Annotated in this window: 17 protein-coding genes and 1 pseudogene; 12 read left to right on the top strand and 6 right to left on the bottom strand. The window is 75.7% G+C overall.

What is annotated here, in order from left to right; translation table 11 throughout:
- Positions 1–5: 5 nt before the first annotated feature.
- Entirely contained in the window at positions 6–746 is a 741-nt protein-coding gene (locus POF43_RS07515) for a histone protein (RefSeq protein ID WP_271322689.1), read from the bottom strand.
- Positions 747–1,002: 256 nt separating this feature from the next.
- On the opposite strand from POF43_RS07515, the gene POF43_RS07510 reads away from it, so the two are divergent.
- A complete protein-coding gene (locus tag POF43_RS07510) occupies positions 1,003–1,182 on the top strand; it encodes a hypothetical protein (protein WP_271315963.1) in 180 nt (59 codons plus the stop codon).
- Between the two features lie 885 nt (positions 1,183–2,067).
- On the top strand, positions 2,068–2,394 hold the full coding sequence (locus POF43_RS07505) for a DUF3040 domain-containing protein (RefSeq protein ID WP_271315965.1): 327 nt from the start codon (positions 2,068–2,070) through the stop codon (positions 2,392–2,394).
- Positions 2,395–2,679: 285 nt separating this feature from the next.
- Here POF43_RS07505 and POF43_RS07500 read toward each other — a convergent pair whose 3' ends face one another.
- The gene (locus POF43_RS07500) at positions 2,680–4,053 is read right to left on the bottom strand and encodes an MFS transporter (protein WP_372515885.1); all 1,374 of its coding nucleotides are present in this window, start codon (positions 4,051–4,053) and stop codon (positions 2,680–2,682) included.
- Between the two features lie 694 nt (positions 4,054–4,747).
- On the opposite strand from POF43_RS07500, the gene POF43_RS07495 reads away from it, so the two are divergent.
- Positions 4,748–5,065 carry a hypothetical protein gene (locus POF43_RS07495; protein WP_271324765.1) on the top strand — a complete coding sequence of 106 codons (318 nt, stop codon included), beginning with the start codon at positions 4,748–4,750 and terminating at the stop codon, positions 5,063–5,065.
- The gene (locus POF43_RS07490) at positions 5,062–6,132 is read left to right on the top strand and encodes a Rossmann-fold NAD(P)-binding domain-containing protein (protein ID WP_271324766.1); all 1,071 of its coding nucleotides are present in this window, start codon (positions 5,062–5,064) and stop codon (positions 6,130–6,132) included. Before POF43_RS07495 ends, POF43_RS07490 begins: the two co-directional genes overlap by 4 nt.
- Positions 6,133–6,384: 252 nt before the next feature.
- Here the strand turns inward: POF43_RS07490 and POF43_RS07485 are convergent, their stop codons facing one another.
- From POF43_RS07485 to POF43_RS07475, 3 genes are all read right to left on the bottom strand, one after another.
- Positions 6,385–6,795, bottom strand: a complete 411-nt coding sequence (locus POF43_RS07485) for a VOC family protein (protein WP_271318465.1) — start codon at positions 6,793–6,795, stop codon at positions 6,385–6,387.
- Positions 6,796–6,804: 9 nt separating this feature from the next.
- Entirely contained in the window at positions 6,805–7,263 is a 459-nt protein-coding gene (locus POF43_RS07480) for a helix-turn-helix transcriptional regulator (RefSeq protein WP_271324767.1), read from the bottom strand.
- Positions 7,264–7,471: 208 nt separating this feature from the next.
- Positions 7,472–8,188: a SigB/SigF/SigG family RNA polymerase sigma factor gene (locus POF43_RS07475; protein WP_271318467.1), complete on the bottom strand. Its 717-nt coding sequence runs from the start codon at positions 8,186–8,188 to the stop codon at positions 7,472–7,474.
- Between the two features lie 796 nt (positions 8,189–8,984).
- On the opposite strand from POF43_RS07475, the gene POF43_RS07470 reads away from it, so the two are divergent.
- The 7 genes and pseudogenes from POF43_RS07470 (at position 8,985) to POF43_RS07435 (ending at position 16,929) form a co-directional block, all read left to right on the top strand.
- Positions 8,985–9,392, top strand: coding sequence for an STAS domain-containing protein (locus POF43_RS07470; RefSeq protein ID WP_271318897.1), 408 nt, complete (start codon positions 8,985–8,987; stop codon positions 9,390–9,392).
- 683 nt (positions 9,393–10,075) lie between these two features.
- On the top strand, positions 10,076–11,530 hold the full coding sequence (locus POF43_RS34835; RefSeq protein WP_271324726.1) for an FGGY-family carbohydrate kinase: 1,455 nt from the start codon (positions 10,076–10,078) through the stop codon (positions 11,528–11,530).
- Positions 11,531–11,705: 175 nt separating this feature from the next.
- Positions 11,706–12,374 carry an aspartate/glutamate racemase family protein gene (locus POF43_RS07460; RefSeq protein ID WP_271324727.1) on the top strand — a complete coding sequence of 223 codons (669 nt, stop codon included), beginning with the start codon at positions 11,706–11,708 and terminating at the stop codon, positions 12,372–12,374.
- A 410-nt stretch (positions 12,375–12,784) separates the two neighbouring features.
- Complete coding sequence (locus tag POF43_RS07455; RefSeq protein WP_271324728.1) at positions 12,785–13,258, top strand: MarR family winged helix-turn-helix transcriptional regulator; 474 nt, start codon at positions 12,785–12,787, stop codon at positions 13,256–13,258.
- 26 nt (positions 13,259–13,284) lie between these two features.
- Positions 13,285–14,711, top strand: a pseudogene (locus POF43_RS35120) (MFS transporter).
- 116 nt (positions 14,712–14,827) lie between these two features.
- On the top strand, positions 14,828–15,112 hold the full coding sequence (locus POF43_RS07440; protein WP_271324731.1) for a hypothetical protein: 285 nt from the start codon (positions 14,828–14,830) through the stop codon (positions 15,110–15,112).
- A 965-nt stretch (positions 15,113–16,077) separates the two neighbouring features.
- Positions 16,078–16,929 carry a hypothetical protein gene (locus POF43_RS07435; RefSeq protein ID WP_282698567.1) on the top strand — a complete coding sequence of 284 codons (852 nt, stop codon included), beginning with the start codon at positions 16,078–16,080 and terminating at the stop codon, positions 16,927–16,929.
- A 159-nt stretch (positions 16,930–17,088) separates the two neighbouring features.
- On the opposite strand, the gene POF43_RS07430 is transcribed toward POF43_RS07435, so the two are convergent.
- Positions 17,089–17,787 (bottom strand): DUF6882 domain-containing protein, encoded by a 699-nt coding sequence (locus tag POF43_RS07430; protein WP_271316332.1) that lies wholly within the window; start codon positions 17,785–17,787, stop codon positions 17,089–17,091.
- Positions 17,788–17,885: 98 nt separating this feature from the next.
- On the opposite strand from POF43_RS07430, the gene POF43_RS07425 reads away from it, so the two are divergent.
- On the top strand, positions 17,886–19,007 hold the full coding sequence (locus POF43_RS07425) for a DNA polymerase III subunit beta family protein (protein WP_271324678.1): 1,122 nt from the start codon (positions 17,886–17,888) through the stop codon (positions 19,005–19,007).
- The last annotated feature ends 63 nt before the right edge of the window (positions 19,008–19,070 follow it).

Raw genomic sequence — 19,070 nt, 5'->3', positions numbered from 1 at the left:
ACGGCTCACCTCCCGCGCTGGGAACGGCTGGTGGACTTGCGCGCGGCCGGCTTCTTCGCCGCCGCGCTCTTCTTCGCCGGCGTCGCACGGCCGGACGGCTTCGCGGCTGCCTTCTTCGGCGCGCCCGGCTTCTTCTCCGGCGACTTCGGCGGGCTCTTGGGCGGGCTCTTCGACGGGCTCTTCGGCGGAGGACGCCGCCCGCCGCCCGCACCGCGCCGGGAGGCCGGGGCCCGCTCCGGCGGCTCCTCGTCGTCCTCCGCTGCGTCGTCGGCCTCGTCGTCGGTGTCGTCGCCGGCTTCGTCCTCGGCGTCGTCGTCCACTTGGTCCTCCGGCGCGTCGTCGGTTTCCTCGTCCGCTTCGTCCTCCGGCGCGTCGTCGCGCTCCTCGTCGGGCTCGTCGGACTCCGGCTCGTCCTCGTCGGTGTCGTCCGCCTCGTCGTCGGCGCCGTCCTTCGCCTCGCCGCCGCCCACGGCACCGGTGAGGCCGCCGAGGCGCCTGCTGACCGCGGCTCCGACGGCGGTACGGGCGGCCTGGTAGACCTCACCGCGCAGCTGGTCGCCGAGCGCGGCGACCTGCGGGACGGTGCGCAGCCGGCGCGCGCCCTCGATGAGGAGCTGGCGTGGTTCGAGGCTGCGCCCCATCAGCAGGGCGGCCCCGGTGAGTGCGAGTCGTCCCTTCTTCGTGCGGCCGAGCACATAACCACCCGCCAGGGCCGCGGCGATGGTCACCTTCGTCTGGTCGTCCATCAGGCGTCGCCTCCTTCGCTGTCGTGCGAGTGTCGAGCGAATGTCGAGCACTCTCCGGGAGGCTGGGTACCCCCGGATGGCCCAGTGCGGCGCCGCTCGCCATGTCGCCTGTCAGCGGCCCCTCCGGGGGCGTCCCCGCCACCGGTCCGCCGGTTCTCCTGCGCGGACGGTGACCCGCTCCCATAGCATCCAGTCTGGTATCAATCCGGCAAAAGGTACAACGGGCAGCCGGATGCCCCGGCAGGAAGGACCCGTCATGGACCGTGGAACGCCGACATCCGCCCAGCTCAGTGGTGGCGCGCAGCCGCCGGCGGACGAATTCCAGGACTCGCGCCCCCCGACCCGCTCCCGGCGGTCGCCGACCCCGGTCGCGGTCGACCGGACGGCCTACGAGGAGATCGTCCTCGAACCGCACATCATCCTGGGCGAGAACTGACCGCTGGTCCCGGGCGGGAACTGATCACCGCCCGGGGCGGGAGCCGGTCACGCACGTCGTGACCGCCGCCGGCCCCGGGGCGGGGCCTCATGCGGTGCGGCCTGAAGTGGTTGGCGCCGGCCTGCGGTGGCCGGTGCGGACCTGAGGGGCGCGGACCTGCGACGGTGCGGGCCCGATACGACCGGTGGCACGGAGCGCCTCGTGCGGGTTCGCGAGGATCGGGTCGGCCGTACGCCACCCGTCCGTGTCAGGGGCCCCGGCCGGTGCCGGGCACGCCGCCGGCCACCGGCCGGGCCGAACGGCTGTGCGGGCGCGCGGCAGGGTCCCGCCGGCGACGGTGCGCGGTGCGGTGAGCCATGCGGTGCGGTGAGCCGTGCGGTGCGGTGACTGTACGGCGCCGTGGACCGTGCGGTGCCGTGGACCGTGCGGTGCCGCCGACGTGCGAAGCCGGGCCGGCCCGGGCCGTGGTGTCGCGCGCCGCATGCTCGGACGAGCGCGGGGTATCCGACAGTCATGTCGTCCGGCGGAATTCCGAATGACGCCTCCCCCTTCGTCTCCGAAGGCGTCGGCGTGCCGGATTCCCGCGCGGCCGTCGTGACATCGCCGCACGGTCTCCCCGGCTCCCGGTGGAAGCAGGGCGCCGAGCCGCTCGCCGCTCCGGCGGTGTGGCGGCCGGTCGCGCGCGCACCGCGGGGCGGTCGTCGGTACACGTCGGAACCGCGCCACCCGGTGGCCGGGCGCCGCACGTCCGGCGTTCACGTTCCGGCGGCCCGGCGGACGGGCGCGTGGCAGAGGATGTCCGGCGGATCGGTGGCCGGATCGCGCGAAGTGGTGGGCGAATCGGGCTGATCCGCCGGCGGCGGGTCCTGTCGAGGAGGCGAACGGGTGGAAGGGTACGAGATGTCGCAGGGCGAGCGGCGTGCTCTCCAGGCGATCGAGGACACGCTGCGCCTGGAGGCGAGCGGCCTGGACCGGCGGCTGAGGGAGATGACGCCCGGACTCTGGCTGAGGTTGCGCCGTCGCGCCGGACAGCCGCTCGCGGGCCTGGCGATCCTGTTCGGCGTCGCCTCCGCGGTCCTGCTGGTCACCGCGATGCGCAGCTCCAGCATCGGCGTCGTCTGGGGCTTCGCCGCCTGCTGGACGGCGACCCTGCTGACCACCGCCGTGGTCTCCCGCAGCGCCGCGGCCCGGCGCCAGGCCCCGGCCGGCTGACACTCACCGAGCGGTGGGCGGTGCTGTTCTCCGCAGGCGGACACCGGTGGCCCGGTGGGCGGCGGGCTCGGTGGACGACGGTGAGCCGCCGGCGCCGCCCGCCCCGACCACGCCCCCATCCACCGGCGCCGCCCGACCCGTTCCGACCCCAGCCCCGACCTGCCTCCGCCGACCTGCCTCCGCCGAACCGCCTCCGCCGACCTGCCTCCGCCGACCTGCCTCCGCCGAACCGCCTCCGCCGACCTGCCTCCGCCGAACCGCCTCCGCCGAACCGCCGTCGCGCCCTCAGGTCTTGCCCGGTTCGGCCGAGCGCCGGCCGCCGATCACATCGGTGAGCGCCACCGCCAGGGCCGCCAGTACGAACGCGCAGGCGATCTCGACGCCGAGCTGGAAGGCGCCGGCCCAGTCGCCGTGGTGCGAGGCGACGTGCGAGAAGAACAGCGACCCGACCGCCGCGATGCCGACGGCCGAGCCGATCCGCTGTGCCGTCTGGAGCACGCCGCCGGCGCTGCCGGCCCGCACCACGTCGACGTCGCGCAGCGTCAGCGTCTGGTTGGGGGAGATCACCAGCCCGCTGCCGATGCCGGCGAACAGCAGCGGAGCCGCCGTCAGCCACCCCACCCCGCGCCCCGATCCCACGTGCACCGCGACCGCCGCGCCGACCAGTCCGACAAGCACCATGGACAGTCCGCCGACCACCAGCGGCCGGCCGATCCGGTGCACCACCCGGCCGCCGACCGCCGCCGCCACACCGGAACCGAGTGCGAACGGCGTGATGGCCAGCCCGGCGTCCAGCGCGGTGTAGCGCAGGCCGCTTTGCAGGTACAGGGTGAAGATGAAGAAGATCGCGGTGAATCCGGCGAAGTACACCAGCGACAGCGCGGTGCCCAGCGTGTACGAACGCGCCCGGAACAGCACCATGTTGACCACCGGCTCGCCGCGCCGCCCGTAACGCCGTTCCCACAGCACGAAGCCGGTCAGCAGCAGCGCGGCGCCGACCAGCAGCAGCCACTTCGCCGAGCCCTTCCACTGCTCCTCCTGGACGAACGGCAGCAGGAGCAGCACCGTCGAGCACCCCAGCAGCAGGACGCCGACCGGGTCGAAGTCGCCGCGCATGCGCTCGCGTTCGGCCCCCGAGGTGTCGGGCGCGGGCAGCAGCCGGTAGGCCAGCGGCAGCGCGACCAGACCGATCGGCAGGTTGACGTAGAACACCCACCGCCAGCCCTCGGAGGTGCCGAACGCCTGGATGAGCAGGCCGCCGAGCAGCGGGCCGACCGCGGTGGACAGGCCGATGGTGGCGCCCAGCAGGCCGAACGCCCGGCCGCGTTCGGCGCCGCGGAACAACTGCTGGATGAAACCGGAGTTCTGCGGTACCAGGATGCCGCCCGCGATGCCCTGCAACAGCCGGGCGCCGACCAGCCACCCCTCGTTCTGCGCCGCGCCCACCAGCGCGCTGGTCACGGTGAACAGCGCCAGGCCCGTCATGAACACCGCCCGGCGGCTGCGCGCGTCGCCCAGCCGACCGGCCGGCACCAGCACCAGGCCGAACGTCAGCGCGTATCCCGACAGCACCCACTGCAACGCGCTGTCGGAGGTGTGCAGACCCGAACGGATGGACGGCAGCGCCACGTTGACGATGCTGACGTCCAGCAGCGTCATGAATCCGGCCACCAGGCAGACCGCCAGCGCCGGCCAGCGGTTGCCGAACGGCGCCGACCCACCGGTTCCGCTCCCATCGGCTCCGGTTCCTGCTCCGGCTCCGGTTCCGTCGGTTCCCTTCCGGCCGCCCGCCCCGCCGCCGTGCGCGGAGTGCGACGGGGAGTCGTCCGATGGTCGGCGCGGTGAGGTCACGGCTGCTGCCTTTCGTCGACGGTCGTCGTTCGGCCGGGCGGCCGGGCGGCCGGTGAGGGCGGGGGTACGCGGCGTTCGTAACGGATCATGGCGGATCGCGGCACACCCGCCGCCGCACCCGGCGGCCCGGCGCGTCCCGCTCGCGCCGGCCTCCCGCCCGCTGCCGTGCTCTCCCTGCCCTGTCCCCGGGCTGCCCCTGCCCTGCCCGGACATCCCGGACGGCTGCCCCGGCCGGTCACCGCGAAACGGCACCGGGCGGGCGTCGCGGCCCGGCGTCCGTCGCCCGTACGCCGGGGGAACGTGCGCGCACGGCGGTCGGCGCGGGCGTGCGGAGTGCGCCCGGGGGCGGGCCGCGCTCCCGCACACCGGGCCGCGGGGATTTTCCCCGGCGCAACCCATGGAAAGAAAGGTGAAGTCCACACGATCCGACCAATGCAGACAGGGGAGGCCAAGGGTGGCGGAGAGGACGACAGTGCCGGAACGCACCGACGCGCGAGTTCACATGACGCGACGACGGCCCCACACCGGCGACCAGCCGCTCGATCCGCACCGCGGCCGCCCCCGCCCGGTTCCCGGCTCGGACGTGACGGGTCGTGCGGTCACCGCGAACGCGGGCGGCGCGGTTGCCGCCGTCAGCGGTCGCGCGGTCGGCGCCGGGAGCTGGACGTCCGTCACCGGCACCGGCCGCACCGGCACCCGCACCCGCTCCACCGCCATCGGCCGCACCGGCATCGGCCGCACCGGCATCGGCCGCACCGGCACCGGCCGCACCGCCATCGGCTCCGCCGGCCACGGCGACCGCGGTCCGGGCGCGCGGTGACCGGCCGGGCCGTCCCCGACGGGGCGATCCGGGTCCGGCGCTTCACCGGTCCCGGCGGGGCGACGCTGCACCTGGCCGTCGCCCGTGCCGACCCCGCCCGGCGCGCCTTCCCGGCCCACGGCGCCCTGCGGTGGTGCGCCGGCCGGGTCGGTGACGCCGAGGCCCGCAGACTCGCCCGGCGACTCGCGCACGAGTCCCGCGTCACCCACGAGATCCACCGCACCGGTTTCCGCGGCGCCGCGATCGTGGTCACCGGCGCCGCGCCGGACGACCGCGTGCTGCTGCGTACCGTCGCCGAACTGCTGAACCGTCAGCGTGGCGACCTGCTCGCCGGGGTCGGCGCCGGGGTGACGGCCGCCGCCATGCGGGAGTTGGGCGCGCTGACCCCGTACGTGCTGGACACCGCGGCCCACCGCGTCGACCCCAGCACCGCCACCGCCCACGGTGTGCTGGGCGCCGTCGAGGCGTGGGCGCCGGGCCCGGTCCACGGGCTGCGGGTCGTGGTGCACGGGATCGGCAAGGTCGGCACGGTCGTCGCCGCCCGGCTGGCGGAGGCCGGCGCGCTGGTCGTCACGCACGACGTGCGGCCGGGCGTGCGGGTGCCGGGCTGCGTACCGTCCGACGACTGGCGGCACGACCCGTTCGACGTGCTGGTGCCCTGCGCGGTCGGGCCGCTGGTCGACGCCGCGCTGGCGCACCGGCTGCGCTGCGGCGCCGTCGTCGGACCGGCGGAGGCGCTGCTGGACGACGAGGCGACCGTCTCCGGCATCCTGCACCACCGGGGCATCGACTATCTGCCGGCCCCGCTGGTCGGCGCCGGTGCCGCCCTGCTCGACTCGGTAGCCCGGCACGCCCCGCACGCGCTGCGCGCCGCGACCCCCGACGAGCTGTACGGCTTCGCCCGCTCCACGGTGCGGCACGCCGCCGCCGACCTCGCCCGGGCCGCCCACCACGCGGACACTTCACCGGCCGCCCTGCTGCTGGGCCGGCCGCTGATACCGGGCGACGGGATACGCGGCGCCGAGTTCCAGCCGCTCACCGGAGGACGGAGGCTGCCGGTGCGGTGAGGGACGGTGGCGGAGGAAGGACGCCTCCGGCGGCGGGGCGTCGGTGCGGTAAGGGACGGTCGCGGGGGAACGGAGGCGGGGGAGGGCACGGCCCCGGGAATGGGGGCGCCGGTGCGACGTCAGCCGTTGGGCACCGCCCGCACGATGCCGGCCTCCTGCGTCCGCCCGGACGACCTCAGCCCCCGGCTCCGCCTGCGTGACCGCCTCCGGGTCCGCCTGCGTGACCGCTCCCCGGCTCCGCCCCCAGGAACCTCAGCCGCGCGGGGCCTGGGCGATGCGGATCAGGTTGCCGGACGGGTCCCGGAACGCGCAGTCCCGTACGCCCCACGGCTGGTCGGTCGGCTCCTGGAGGACCTCGGCGCCCTTGGCGCGTACCGACTCGAAGAACGCGTCCACGTCGTCGGTGCGGAACAGCACGCCCGGCAGTGAACCCTTGGTCAGCAGTTCGAGGAGTGCGTCGCCGTCGGCGGCCGGGCGGCCGCCGTGCGGCTGGGAGAGCACGATCTCGACGTCCGGCTGCTGGGGAGAGCCCAGGGTGACCCAGCGGAAGCCCTCGTTGGCGACGTCGTTGACCACCCGCAGACCGAGCGCGTCGCGGTAGAACGCCAGCGCCTCGTCGGGGTCGTGCACGGTGATGAAGAAGTGGGAGACCGAGATGTTCATACGACCACGCTAGAGCCCGCCGGCCTGCGGTGCTTCTTCGTTCCTGCTCGGTGCGGCAGCCCCGGCCCGCCCCCGGCTCGGCCGGCCGCTCGCCTTCGCCACGCAGGCCGGCACCGGCCGGGCCGCCGAGTGGTCGCCGGCGCGGTACGCGCTCGGGCTGAGGCCGACGAGTTCGGTGAAACGGGCGCTGAACGACCCCAGCGACGTACACCCCACCTCGACGCAGACCTCGGTCACCGACAGGTCGCCGCGCCGCAGCAACGCCTTGGCCCGCTCGATCCGCCGGGTCATCAGATAACCGTACGGACTCTCCCCGTACGCCGCCCGGAAACGGCGGGAGAAGTGCGCCGACGACATGAACGCCGACCGGGCCAGCGTGGGCACGTCCAGCGGCCGGGCGTACTCGCGGTCCATCAGGTCGCGCGCCTTCCTCAGTCGCGCGAGCTCCGCCAGCGCCTCCGGTGTCATGCGCCCAGCCTACGGTCGCCGCCCGGCCCGGCCGCACAGCTCGCGCGACGGCCCCGGACCCGCCCGCGAACGGCGGACCTGCCGCGATACGACTGCCGGTGGCGGGCCTTGCCGCGACACGACCACCGGCGACGGGCCCGCCGCGACACGACCACCGCGGACGGGCCTGCCGTGGTACGACCGCGACCGCGACCGCCGGGCGGGCGGGTCAGCCGTCGGCCTGGACCTGGGCGCGTACCTTCTCGCAGGTGCTGCTCAGCAACCGCGAGACGTGCATCTGCGACAGGCCGAGGCGGTCCGCTATCTGCCCCTGGGTCATGCCGCGGAAGTACCGCAGGTAGAGGATGGCCCGCTCGCGGTCCGGCAGGCAGCGCAGGCACGGTTTGGCGGCCTCGCGGTCCAGCACCAGGTCGATGCGGTCGTCGGGCAGGCCGAGGGTGTCCAGCAGCGAGTGCCCGTCGGAACCGGGCGGGGCGAGGTCCAGCGACAGCGTGGAGTAGCTGTGCAGCGCCTCCAGGCCCAGCAGGACGTCCTCCTCCGGCAGCCCGGTGTGCCGGGCGACGTCCGCCACCCGCGGCCCCCGGTCGTCCACCGACACCGCCAGCTCCCCGCAGGCCGCGCGCACCCGGGCCCGCAGTTCCTGCACCCGGCGCGGGACGTGCAGGCCCCACAGGTGGTCACGGAAGTGCCGTTTGATCTCACCGGTCACCGTCGGCACCGCGAAGCTCAGGAACGACGAGCCCTTCGCCGGGTCGAAGCGGTCCACCGCCTTGATCAGGCCGACCACCGCGACCTGCCGCAGGTCCTCCGCCTCCTCGCCCCGGTCGCGGAACCGGGTCGCCAGCCGTTCCGCCACCGGAACCCACTGCTCGATGACCTCGCCGCGCAGGGCGTCCCGCTCCGGCCCGGCGTCCAGCACCGCCATCCGGGCGAACGCCTGGTCGGTGTCGGGGGTGTCGTCGTGCCGCCGCCGCAGCCCGTGGGCCGCCGGGCCTGCGGGGACGGGGGTGCTCGCGGGAACGGGGGGCCCTGCGGGGCCGGGCGTACCCGTGGAGCCGGGGGGCCCGGTGGGACCTGCGGGGCCCGCGGGACCCGCGGAACCGGGGGGTCCGGTGCGGCCGGTGGGGGGCGGACGACGCGGGGAGCCGCTGGGGGAGGTGCGCAACGTGGTCTCCGTGGTCACTCGGGCGGCAGCCCTGATCCGGCGGCCCGCACGGGGCGGTACGACGGACGGGTGTCCTCCGGATGGAGCACACGTAGCCCTTACCCCTACAAATCGGTTGGAATCGGATATCACACCGCGACCCTCGAACGGCCGCGTTCGACTGGCGTGACCGGGTCACCCGTGCTGGCGGGCGGGCCCTCGCCGGACCCCGCCGTCGGCCGGGCCCCCGCCGGCCCGCCGCCCGTCCCATCCCGGCGCGCTCCCGTCCCCCGCGGCGCCGGGATCGCCGGGTGCCCGCCGCCGGACGGGGACAAACGCGCCGGTAGACCGGTATCCGCCCTGGCGTGGGCCGCACGCGCTGTGCGATGGTGGGCGCAGACCGGCCTGGCCCGGCTCATCCCCGCACCGCCACCGTGGTCACGTTCCCCGTGACCACTTCCGGCGCGGGTGCGTCGCCGGACTGCGCATGGTGTCGACCACCGTGCAGCCGGCGGTGCCACGGATGGCGCCGCGGCGGGCCCATGCCCCCAGGGAAGCCCCCAGGGAAGGGGGAACGATGCCGCACACCCTCGCGGTGAGCACCGGACTGCGCGGCGGCGTGTACACGCTGCGCGTCACCGGTGAGATCGATCTCGACTCCTGCCCCCGGCTCGACGCGGCGCTGCGTCTGCCGGTCGGCTGCACCTCCGTGCTGTTCGACATGTCCGAGGTCTCCTTCATGGACTCCTCCGGCCTCAACCTGCTGCTCCGGCTGCGGCTGCGCCTGCTGAAGGCCGACATACGGCTGGTCGTCGTGGGCCTGACCGGCCAGCCGCGCGGCCTGTTCGACCTGGTCGGCGCGCACGAGGTCTTCGGCACCGCGGACCACACCACCCCGCCGCGCCGCGTCACCGCCAGCCCGACCGGCGCCCCGCCGACCGTCCGCAGCCGCCCGCCGGGTGACCGTACGACCCCGGCGCAGTAGGGGGCCCGCCGGGGGGTGCGCCGGGGTGTCCGGGGTGGCCGATGTGACCGGGGTGACCGGCTGGGCGGGGGAGCGGGGGACGGGGAAGGTGGGTTTCCGGCGCGGTGGTGTCCGGGCGTCAACGTCCGGCGCGGTGACCTCCGGTGAGGTGACCTCCGCCACGGTGAGCTTGGCCGCGCTGACGTCCCACCGGGCTGACGTCCCACCGGGCTGACGTCCCACCGGGCTGACGTCCCACCGGGCTGACGTCCCGCCACGGTGATGTCCGCCACGATGGCCCTCCGCACGGTGACGTTGAGGGCTTCGCGTTCGGAACTCCGGCGGCCGGCCCGCATCCGGAATGCGTCCGGCCCGCGTTCGGCCCGCATCCGCAACGCTTCCGGCCCACGACGGAACGCTTCCGCCCAGCATCCGGGAACGCGGCACTCCGACCGTGCCGCGTGCCACGTACCGGTGATGTCCGGTCCCGCCAGGCCACCACGGGGTATGCGACAGGGCGTATCCGACGCCGATCCGGCTGTGCCGTGACCCGGCCGACCCTGGAGCCGCCCCATGACCCCCTTCACCGGGCCCGCCGCCGGGCTTCCCCGCCGGGCAGGCATGACGGCAACGGTTGAGCCCCTCACCGCCGGTGAGCCCGCCGCCGGCGCTTCCGCCCGCCTGCGGTGACCGGCGGACCGCCCGTGCTCGCCGGGGTCGACGTCGGCAGTACGCACTGCAAGGCGGTGCTGTGCGCGCCGGACGGCGGAGTGCTCGCGCGGGCCGAACGTCCGACGCCCGGCGATCCCACCGGCCGCACCTACGACGTCCGGGCCCTCACCGGCGCCGCGCTCGGGGCGCTCGCGGACTGCGTGCGGCACGCCGGACGCCGGCCGGACGCCATCGGGCTGACCGGCATGGCCGAGACCGGCGCGCTGCTCGACGCCGGCGGTGAACCGCTGACCCCCGCGCTGTCCTGGGCCGACCCGCGCCCCGCCCGGTACGCCGACCGGCTGCGCCGCGAGGTCGGCGCCGGGCACCTGCACGCGGTCACCGGGATTCTGCCCTCCGCCAAGGTGCCGCTCGCCAAGTGGCTGTGGCTGGCGGCGGAGGAACCGGGCCTGGTCCGCCGCGCCCGCCGCTGGGCCGGTGCCGCCGACCTGGTCGCCCAGGCGCTCACCGGGGTGGTCGCCACCGACGGCACGTTCGCCCAGCGCACCATGGCGTGGGACCCGCGCGCCGGGGCCTGGCACGAGGACCTGCTGGCCCTCGCCGGGCTCGACGCCGCCCGGATGCCCGACGTGCGCCGCCCCGGCGAGCCGGCCGGCCGCACCGCCGACGGCGTACCGGTGGTGGTCGCCGGCCACGACCACCTGGTCGGCGCCTGGGCCGCCGGGGTGCGCGGGCCGGGACAGGCCGCCGACTCCATGGGTACCGCGGAGGCCGTACTCACCGTCGCCGACCACGCCCCCGACCCGGCGGCCGCCGCCGCGCAGGGCATGTCCTACGGGCGGCACGCCGACGGGGAAGCCTGGTGCGTGGTCGCCGGGCTGCCCAGTTCCGGCGGCCTGGTCGAGTGGTTCTGCGACCGCTTCCTCGGTCTGGCCGACCGCCCGTCCGCCGAACGGTACGCACGCTTTCGCGCGCTGGTCGCCGAGGCCGGCGACGGGCCGACCGGCCTGCTGGTCGAGCCCTACCTCGCCGGCCGGTCCGCACCGCTCCCCGACCGCGGCAGACGGCTGGCGGTGCACGGGCTGGGCGCCGGGCACGGACTGCCGCAGCTGGCGCGGGCGTTGCTGGAGGGCGCCGCGCACCAGGCGCGGTGGATGGCCGACATGCAGGGCGAACTGACCGGCGCCGCACCCGCGAGCGTCACGCTGCTGGGCGGCCCGGTGCGGCTGGCGGAATGGACGGCGATCAAGGCGGCCGTCAGCCCGTGGCGTACCCGGGTGTGCCGGGCCGCCGAGGCGCCCTGCCTCGGCGCCGCGGCCTGGGCGGGCGCCGCGCTCGGCCTGGACCCGACCGCGCTGACCTGCCCGGTTCGGATCCTGAGTGCTCCCGGCGACACCGGGCAGGCCTACCAGCGGGAGCACCGGCAGCGCTTTCTGCCCGCCGTGACCGCACCCCGACCGCAACCGACCGAGGAGAGCCAGCCGTGACCCACCTGCCCGCCCAGCCCGTCCCGGCGCCCACCCCGGCCGACCCCGCTCACGGCGCCGTCCCGGCTGCCCCGGCTCGCCCGTCGGCCGCGGCAGCCACGGCGCCCGTCCCCGCGGAAGCCGTCCCCGGCGGCCGGCCCGTTCCCGCCGCCCGCACGGCCGACGGGAGCGCGGCATGACCTGGAGCGCCGAATCATCCCGGGTGTGCGTGCTGCACACCGTCGCCTCGCTGCCGGCCGTCTTCGGCCCGCTGATCGCCCGCGAGGCGCCGCGCACCGCCGCCTACCACGTGGTCGACGAGAGCCTGCTCGGCGACACGGTCGTGCACGGGCTGCTGCCGCAGACCGTGCGCCGCCTCGCCGCGTACGCCACCCTCGCGCAGGACGCCGGCGCCCGCGCGGTGCTGGTGACCTGCCCGTCCATGGGCCGGGCCGTCGAACTCGCCCGCCCGCTGGCCGGCATCCCGCTGCTGCGCATCGACGAGCCGATGGCCCGTGAGGCGGTCGCCGGCGGGCACCACGTCGGCGTACTCGGCACGCTGCACGCCGCCCTCGACCCCACCGCCGACCTGATTCGCCAGGTCGCCGCCGAGACCGGTGCCGCCGTCGACGTCACCACGTCGGTCTGCCCCGGTGCCCACGAGGCATGGGTCGCCGGCGACCACGCCGGCCACGACCGGCTGATCGCCCAGGAAGCGGTACGCATGACGCACGAGGTCGACGTCCTGGTCCTCGCCCAGGCCCCCATGGCCGAGGCCGTCGCAACCGTCCCCACCGGCGGCATCACGGTCCCGGTGCTCACCTCACCGCTCAGCGGCGTACGGCAGCTGGCGGCACTGGGCTGACGGCGTCCCGGGCCGCGGTGACCGCTCAAGGCGGGAGGCCGGCGGCCCGGCGGCCGGTCGCCCGCGTACGCATTCACGCGGTCGGCGGACGGCTCCAGCCACGCCTGCCACGGCGCCCGGGCCGCCAAGCAGTGCGGGTTGGAGCCGGTTGACCTCGGGCGGGACACCGGTACGGAACGTCGGGACGGAACGTACTGACGGACCGATGTAGCGATGTACCGATGTCCCGACGAGCTGACGTACCGACGTAACAACAGACTGACAGGACTACGGAGCGACGTACCGACAGAACTACGTACCGACAGGACTACGTACCGACCTTCCTACCGACGTCACGCCCCCGGCGGCACCCCCGAGAAATGGGAAGGCCAGCCTTGCAAAGCCGCATTCAACAGCCTAGCCTGTCGAATGTGAGCGAGATCAGGAGAGCCGGCGGCGCGAGCGGTGCCGGCGGGAAGGTCGCGGTCCGGGAGACGGCGACACGGCTGCGGGTCGGGGTGGGGGCGTTCCAGCGGCGGGCCCGCGAGGCCACGACCGAGGGTGAACTGACCGGGCCCGAGCTGACGGCCATGTCGCGGCTGGACCGGCGCGGGCCGGCGACGACCGCCGAGCTGGCCCGGCTGGAGCAGATCACCCCGCAGGCGATGGGGGCCACGGTCGCGAGTCTGGAGCGGCGCGGCCTGGTCGCGCGCGAGCCCGACGCCGGTGACCGGCGCCGGTCGATCCTCACGCTCACCGCAGACGGCCGGAACGCGGTCGGTTCGGGCCGCAGCGCGCTCGTGGACAGGATCGCCGCGGTGCTGGACGCGTCGTTCACCGATGAGGAGATCGCGACCCTCGACGCCGCCGCGTTGCTGATGCAGCGCCTCGCCGATCTCGTCTGACCCGCCCGGAACCCCTGGAGTACGTGATGCCCACCGGTGGCCCCCCGGCCGCTCCCGAGGGGGAGCCCGCGGACGCGGCACGCCGGCGCGGCCCAGCCTTCCCGTACGGATTCACCGCACCGCTGTTCCTCGGATCGGCGCTCAATCCGATCAACAGCTCGTTGATCGCGACCGCCCTGGTGCCGATCGCCCGCGGGCTGGCCGTGCCGATCGGGCAGACCGCCGTGCTGGTCACCGCCCTGTACCTGGCCAGCGCGATCGCCCAGCCCACCGCCGGCAAGGCCGCCGAGGTGTTCGGGCCGCGACGGGTGTTCCTGGTCGGGATCGTGCTCGTCGCGATCGGCGGCCTCGTCGGCGGCCTCGCACCGGACCTGACCACGCTGCTGCTCAGCCGGGTCCTGATCGGGCTCGGAACGTCCTGCGGCTACCCGACGGCGATGCTGCTCATCCGCCGCCGCGCCCGCGACGCCGGCCTGGACCAGCCGCCGGGCGGAGTGCTGGGCGGACTGCAGATCGCCGGCATCGCCACCTCCTCCCTCGGGCTGCCGCTGGGGGGTGTCCTGGTCGGCGCGCTCGGCTGGCGCTCGGTCTTCTCGTCAATCTGCCCGTCGCGGTGATCGCGCTGGTCGCGACGCTGGCCTGGATCCCGCCGGACGGCCCGCCGGACCGCTCCCGCAGCGCCCGCGCCGTCGCCTCCGACCTCGACGTGACCGGCATCGCGGGCTTCGCCGCCGCGATGGCCGCCCTCCTGCTGTTCCTGTTCGAGCTGCCCACCGCGCACTGGTACGTGCTCGGCCTCGCGATCGTGCTGTGGTGCGCCCTCGTGGCCTGGGAGCTGCGCGCCCGCAGACCGTTCCTCGACGTGCGGCTGCTCGCGAGCAACAGGGCCCTGACCAGGACGTACGTGCGTTTCGGGCTGGTGCTGCTGTGCGTCTACGTCGTGCTGTACGGCATCACGCAATGGGTCGAGACCGTCCGCGGCCTGTCCGAGACGGAGGCCGGGTTGCTGCTGCTCCCGATGACCCTGGTCTCCGGCGTGGTCATCTCGCCGATCTCCCGCCGCAACCTGGTCCGCGGCCCCGCCGTCGCGGCCGCCCTGACCTGCCTGATCGCCTCCGCCGGTGTACTCCTGCTCAGCGCCTCGGCGTGGATCGGCTGGCTGGTCGTCATCACGGTCGTCTTCGGCGTCGCGATGGGAGCCGCCAGCGCCGGCAACCAGACCGCCCTCTACGCCCAGGCCCCGGCCGAACAACTCGGCACGGCCTCCGGGCTGTTGCGTACCTTCGGCTACGTCGGCTCCATCGCGTCCTCCGCCATCACCGGAATCGTCTTCCGCCGGCACGTCACCGACCGCGGCGTCCATGTCATCGCCTGGATCATGATCGGCGTCAGCCTCGCCCTGGTCGCCATAACCCTCACCGACCGCACGCTGCGCACCCGATCCGCCCCTTGAGCCCCTTTGCCCGGTCGCCCGTGTTCGCCCCTCATGAGCACTCCAACGCGCTCTGCGGCAGCGGTGGTTGGCGAGCGCGACCGGTGGCCGTTCCGGGGCCCGGGTGCCGTGGCGGCATGACGGTCTGCCTGCCCGACGCTCTACGGGAGGTGGTCGCCGCCCCGCTGCCCGGCCAGGACCTCACCGGCACGCTGGTCACCGCCGGCCAGTCGCACACCGTCGTCCTGCTGCCCGGTGCCGCCGCCGTCCGGATCGCCCGTACCCCGGCGGCCGCCGCCGAACTGCCGCGCCGCACGGCGCTGTTGGAGCGGCTGGCGTGGGCCGGTCCGCCGTTCGACGCTCCGGTGCCGCAGGGCGGGGTGACCGCGTTCGCCGGCCGGACCGCCGTCGCGCTGCCCTGACCGGACGGCGCGGCCTGCCCGAAGGGCCAGGGCGACCCGGCTCAACCGGCCGCCGTACCGGCCGCGTTGCGTGATGTCGACCTCGCGCCACTGGACGGCGTCCTGGGCGTCCCGCACGAGCTCGCCGGCCGCGAGCGGTGGGCGGAACCGATGACCGGCCAGGTCGTCGCCCTGCTGCCTGCTGCCTGCTGCCTGCTGCCTGCTGCCTGCTGCCTGCTGCCTGCTGCCTGCTGCCTGCTGCCCTGCCGTCCGCCGTCTGGTGGCCGGCGGCGTTGCGCCGGGTGCGGGTCGCCCCGACCTCCCCGCGCTGCCGTCCCGCCTGGTCCACGGTCACCTGGCTCCGGCGGCACCACCCACGGGGACGCGGCCGGCCGGCTGACCGGTCTCCTGAAGCGGGACCTCGCCTCCCCCTTCCGCCGCGCCGTGGACCCCGCTCGCCTGTCCTGGCACGGCTGGGCCGGGGTCCGCGCCGCGGTCGACGCGGAGACCTGCGCCGCGCCCGCGTCCGGTACGCCACGTTCGGCCTCGAACAGATCGGCGATCCACCTGCTCGACGGAACACCGGAGGACGCCGTCGCGGCCTGGGCGGCCCGAACCGCCGCCTGGCTACGCCGCACGACCTCTCGCTGAACGCGCCACTGCCTGGGGGCTGTTCGCGTGCGGTCGGCCGAACGCGCCGGTGGGCGGGAGCCGTTCGCACGCCCGGCGACTCCGCACCGTTCGCGCGGGGGCCGTTCACCTCGGGCGGGCGACTGCGGACCGTTGTCCTGGGATCGTTCCCGCATGACCCTCGCCCCGGACCCCGCCCACGCCGTGCGGGCGCCCCCGGACCGTCCACCCCCGGCGGGCGACCCGGGGCCGCGCACGCCGTGCGGGCGGTGGTGCTTGCCGTTCACGCCGGGCCGTGGCGATGATGGCCCGGCGTGAACGGTCGGCGGGCGGCCGGGGCGGGAAGGTGGTGGGCGGTGACCGGCGGACGACGGTGGATCGAGGCGCTGCCCGCGGAACTGGTGGCCCAACAGCGCATTCTGCGGCGGCTGTTGGACTTCTGCGAGGCGGGGCAGGACGCACGGTGGTTCGCGCTGTCCTGCTCGCTGGCACGCGGTGCCGCCGACCGGCTCTCCGACGTGGACGCCGGGATCGGGGTGGCCGACGGCGCGGTCGAGGCGGTCACCGGCCGGCTGGCCGAACTGGACCTGGGCGAACGGGTCGACACCCTGGTGCAGGAGTGGCCCGGCGCCCACCTCTCGCGGCGGCTGTTCGTGCAGTTCGCCGACGACTCGCAGCTCGACCTGGTCGTCCTGCCCGCCGCCGCCCGGCCCGGCGGCGCCCCCGACGAGGTGACGCTGCTGGACCGGGACGGCCTGCTGGCCCGGCCGTTCACCCCGGGCGCGGACGTGGTCACCGCCGACAAGGTCCGCGCGTGGGCGTTCCTGGGCTGGAACGCGCTGACCGACCTGGCCAAGTACCTCGAACGCGGCTCGTTCTGGGAGGCGCAGGCCCGCCTCCAGGAGGCCCGCGACCACATCTGGGCGCTGTGGGCCGCCGACCGCGGCGCCCGCTACCCCGTCTTCGGCCTCTCCCAGGTCCTCGACCACGACCCGCACGACCTGCCGCCCGGCATCGCCGCCACCGTCGGCGACCTCACCGCCGCCGGACTGGCCGGGGCCGCCCGGCACGCGGCCGCCGTGCTCGCCGACGTCTCCGCCCGCGCCGCCGCCCGCTACGGCGCCACCACCCCCGACGCACTGGCCCGCTACGCCACCGCCCGCCTCGCCGCCCTCCCCGGCCCGGGCCCGGTGTCCGCCGGCCCGTGACACCCCCGGCGGACCACCACCCGGCACGGTCCGCGCCCGGCACGCCCACCCCGGCTCACCGTCCGCGGAGGAAACCCGGACCCCGTCCGCGCCCACCCCGGCTCACCGTCCGCAGAGGAAACGTTCCCCCGTCACCCCGCGCCCGCCGCGAAGCGCCCCTCACCCCATGACACCCCCGCTGGCCACCTGCACCGACGCGATCCGGCCGGCGGCGTCGAACCGCACCTCGGCCGTCGCGCCGGACGGCAGTGCCGCGCTGATCGACTCCTCGCTCTCGTGCCAGGGCAGGCCGTGGTGCTCGAAGTAACCGGCCACCACCGGCCGCGCCGGGACGTCGAGCAGTTCCACCCCGTACATGAGCACCCGCGGCAGTACCACCGCCTCCGGTGCGGCGCGCGGCACCGCGGGGTCGTCGGCCAGCAGGTACAGCCGGGTGCCGGGGCCGGCCTCCACGCCGACGTAGCCCGCCGCGCCGAGCACGCCCATCGCGCCGAACGCCAGCATCTCCACCGCCCGCCGCACGTCGGGGAAGCCGGCCAGCGGCACCATCCGCTCGGCGAACTCCGGGACCCCGTAACGGGTGCCGATCTCCCGCAGCGTCCCGGCCGTCCGCGTCACCGGGGAGCCCTGGAAGCCGGGGTTGGCCCAGCCCCACAGCCAGGAGCCGTCCTCCTCGCTGAACGTGCCCAGCATCGAGATCCGCAGATCGCGCCCGCCCTGCCGGTAGCGGCAGGTGTCGAGGTCGGCGCTCCACTCGCCGTCCGGCAGGAAGCCGGTGAACGACTGGAGCTGCTGGGCCGCCCACGCGGCGTGCCGCTCGGTCGCCCTGCCGAAGGCGTCACTGAACGTAGTGATCATGTCACCGGACACTACACCGGCCCAGTGACAGCGCGGCCACCGGGAAGTACGGGCCACCGCTTGACCCTCGACCTGGTGCAGGCCGCAGGGTGAGGGGCGTGGAGAACGGGATGCGCGGGATCGGCGACACGGCCAGGGACAGCGGACTGAGCGTCAGCGCGCTGCGGTTCTACGACGGGGCCGGCGTCCTGGTGCCGGGCCGGGTCGATCTGGTCACCGGTTACCGCTGGTACACCCCGGCCCAGGTCGAGGAGGCCAGGCTGCTGGCGGCGCTGCGCCGGGCGCGGATGCCGCTGGCCGACATCCGCCTGGTGCTGGCCGGCTGGTCCGGCCGTGACGCCGGACTGGTCGGCGACCTGCTCGCGGCGCACCTGCGCCGGATGGAGAACGCCCTGTCCGACGCGCGCGTCCAGCTGTCCGCGGTCCGTTCGCTGATCGCCCGGAACGCCCGGAGCACCCAGAAGGAGAATCCCATGACCGAGACCGCTCTTCCCGCCGGGCCCGTCACCGTGACGGTGCAGACCCCGGCGCTGGCCGCCGCGCTCGACGCGGTCCGGTTCGCCGTCAGCGCGGACCCCGAACTCCCGGTGCTGAACGGGGTGTTGTTCGAGGCGGGAGTCGCGGGGGAGGAGGCGCTGAACCTGGTGGCCTCCGACCGTTACCGGCTCGCCGTCGCCGCGGTGCCGACGGCCGGCCCGGCACGGTGCCCGGTCCGCGCGGTGGTGCCGGCGCCGCTGGCCGACGCCGCGCGGGCCCTGCTGACCGGTGACGAACCGGTCCGGCTGGTCCTCGCCGGCGGCCGGGTCGAGATCGGCGCCGGCGGCCGGCAGGTGACGGGGGAGTGCCTGGACCAGGAGTTCCCCGACTACCGACGGCTGGTCGCGGTACCGCAGGGCCGGCGGCTCGCGGTCGCGACGGCCGCGTTGCGCGCGGACGCCGAGGCCCACCCGGTCGACGGCGACGAGCCCGGCCGGCCGCTGACCGTGCTGGCCGTCGGCGCGGACGGCACCCTCCAGGTCTGCCCCGACGGTGACCCGAGTTCCTGCGGCGCGGGTGAACGGGTCGCCGTCAACCGGGAGTTCCTGTGCCAGGCGCTGGACGCGGCCGGCGCCGACCGCCTGGTGCTGGAGTACGGCGGACCGACCGCCCCGCTCGTCCTGCGGCCGGCCGGCGCCACCGGCCGCCTCTCGCTGCTGATGCCGGTCCGGCAGACCGCGTAGCGGCGACGGCTGCTGCCGGGCCGGCCGGCCATGCGTTGCTGCTGCCGCCCGTCCGACCGGCCG

Origin of the sequence: Streptantibioticus silvisoli (genome assembly GCF_027947535.2) — a bacterium.
GTDB classification, from domain to species: Bacteria; Actinomycetota; Actinomycetes; order Streptomycetales; family Streptomycetaceae; genus Streptantibioticus_C; species Streptantibioticus_C silvisoli.
The sequence above is the reverse complement of the archived record's forward strand: the minus strand, read 5'-3'. Positions and strand labels throughout refer to the sequence as shown.

Bases quoted from the DNA above. Each gene is read 5' to 3' on its own strand.
- POF43_RS07515 (WP_271322689.1), bottom strand. From the start codon at position 746: ATGGACGACCAGACGAAGGTGACCATCGCCGCGGCCCTGGCGGGTGGT.
- POF43_RS07510 (WP_271315963.1), top strand. From the start codon at position 1,003: ATGGACCGTGGAACGCCGACATCCGCCCAGCTCAGTGGTGGCGCGCAG.
- POF43_RS07500 (WP_372515885.1), bottom strand. From the start codon at position 4,053: ATGACGCTGCTGGACGTCAGCATCGTCAACGTGGCGCTGCCGTCCATC.
- POF43_RS07495 (WP_271324765.1), top strand. From the start codon at position 4,748: ATGACGCGACGACGGCCCCACACCGGCGACCAGCCGCTCGATCCGCAC.
- POF43_RS07485 (WP_271318465.1), bottom strand. From the start codon at position 6,795: ATGAACATCTCGGTCTCCCACTTCTTCATCACCGTGCACGACCCCGAC.
- POF43_RS07480 (WP_271324767.1), bottom strand. From the start codon at position 7,263: ATGACACCGGAGGCGCTGGCGGAGCTCGCGCGACTGAGGAAGGCGCGC.
- POF43_RS07475 (WP_271318467.1), bottom strand. From the start codon at position 8,188: ATGGCGGTGCTGGACGCCGGGCCGGAGCGGGACGCCCTGCGCGGCGAG.
- POF43_RS07470 (WP_271318897.1), top strand. From the start codon at position 8,985: ATGCCGCACACCCTCGCGGTGAGCACCGGACTGCGCGGCGGCGTGTAC.
- POF43_RS07460 (WP_271324727.1), top strand. From the start codon at position 11,706: ATGACCTGGAGCGCCGAATCATCCCGGGTGTGCGTGCTGCACACCGTC.
- POF43_RS07440 (WP_271324731.1), top strand. From the start codon at position 14,828: ATGACGGTCTGCCTGCCCGACGCTCTACGGGAGGTGGTCGCCGCCCCG.
- POF43_RS07430 (WP_271316332.1), bottom strand. From the start codon at position 17,787: ATGATCACTACGTTCAGTGACGCCTTCGGCAGGGCGACCGAGCGGCAC.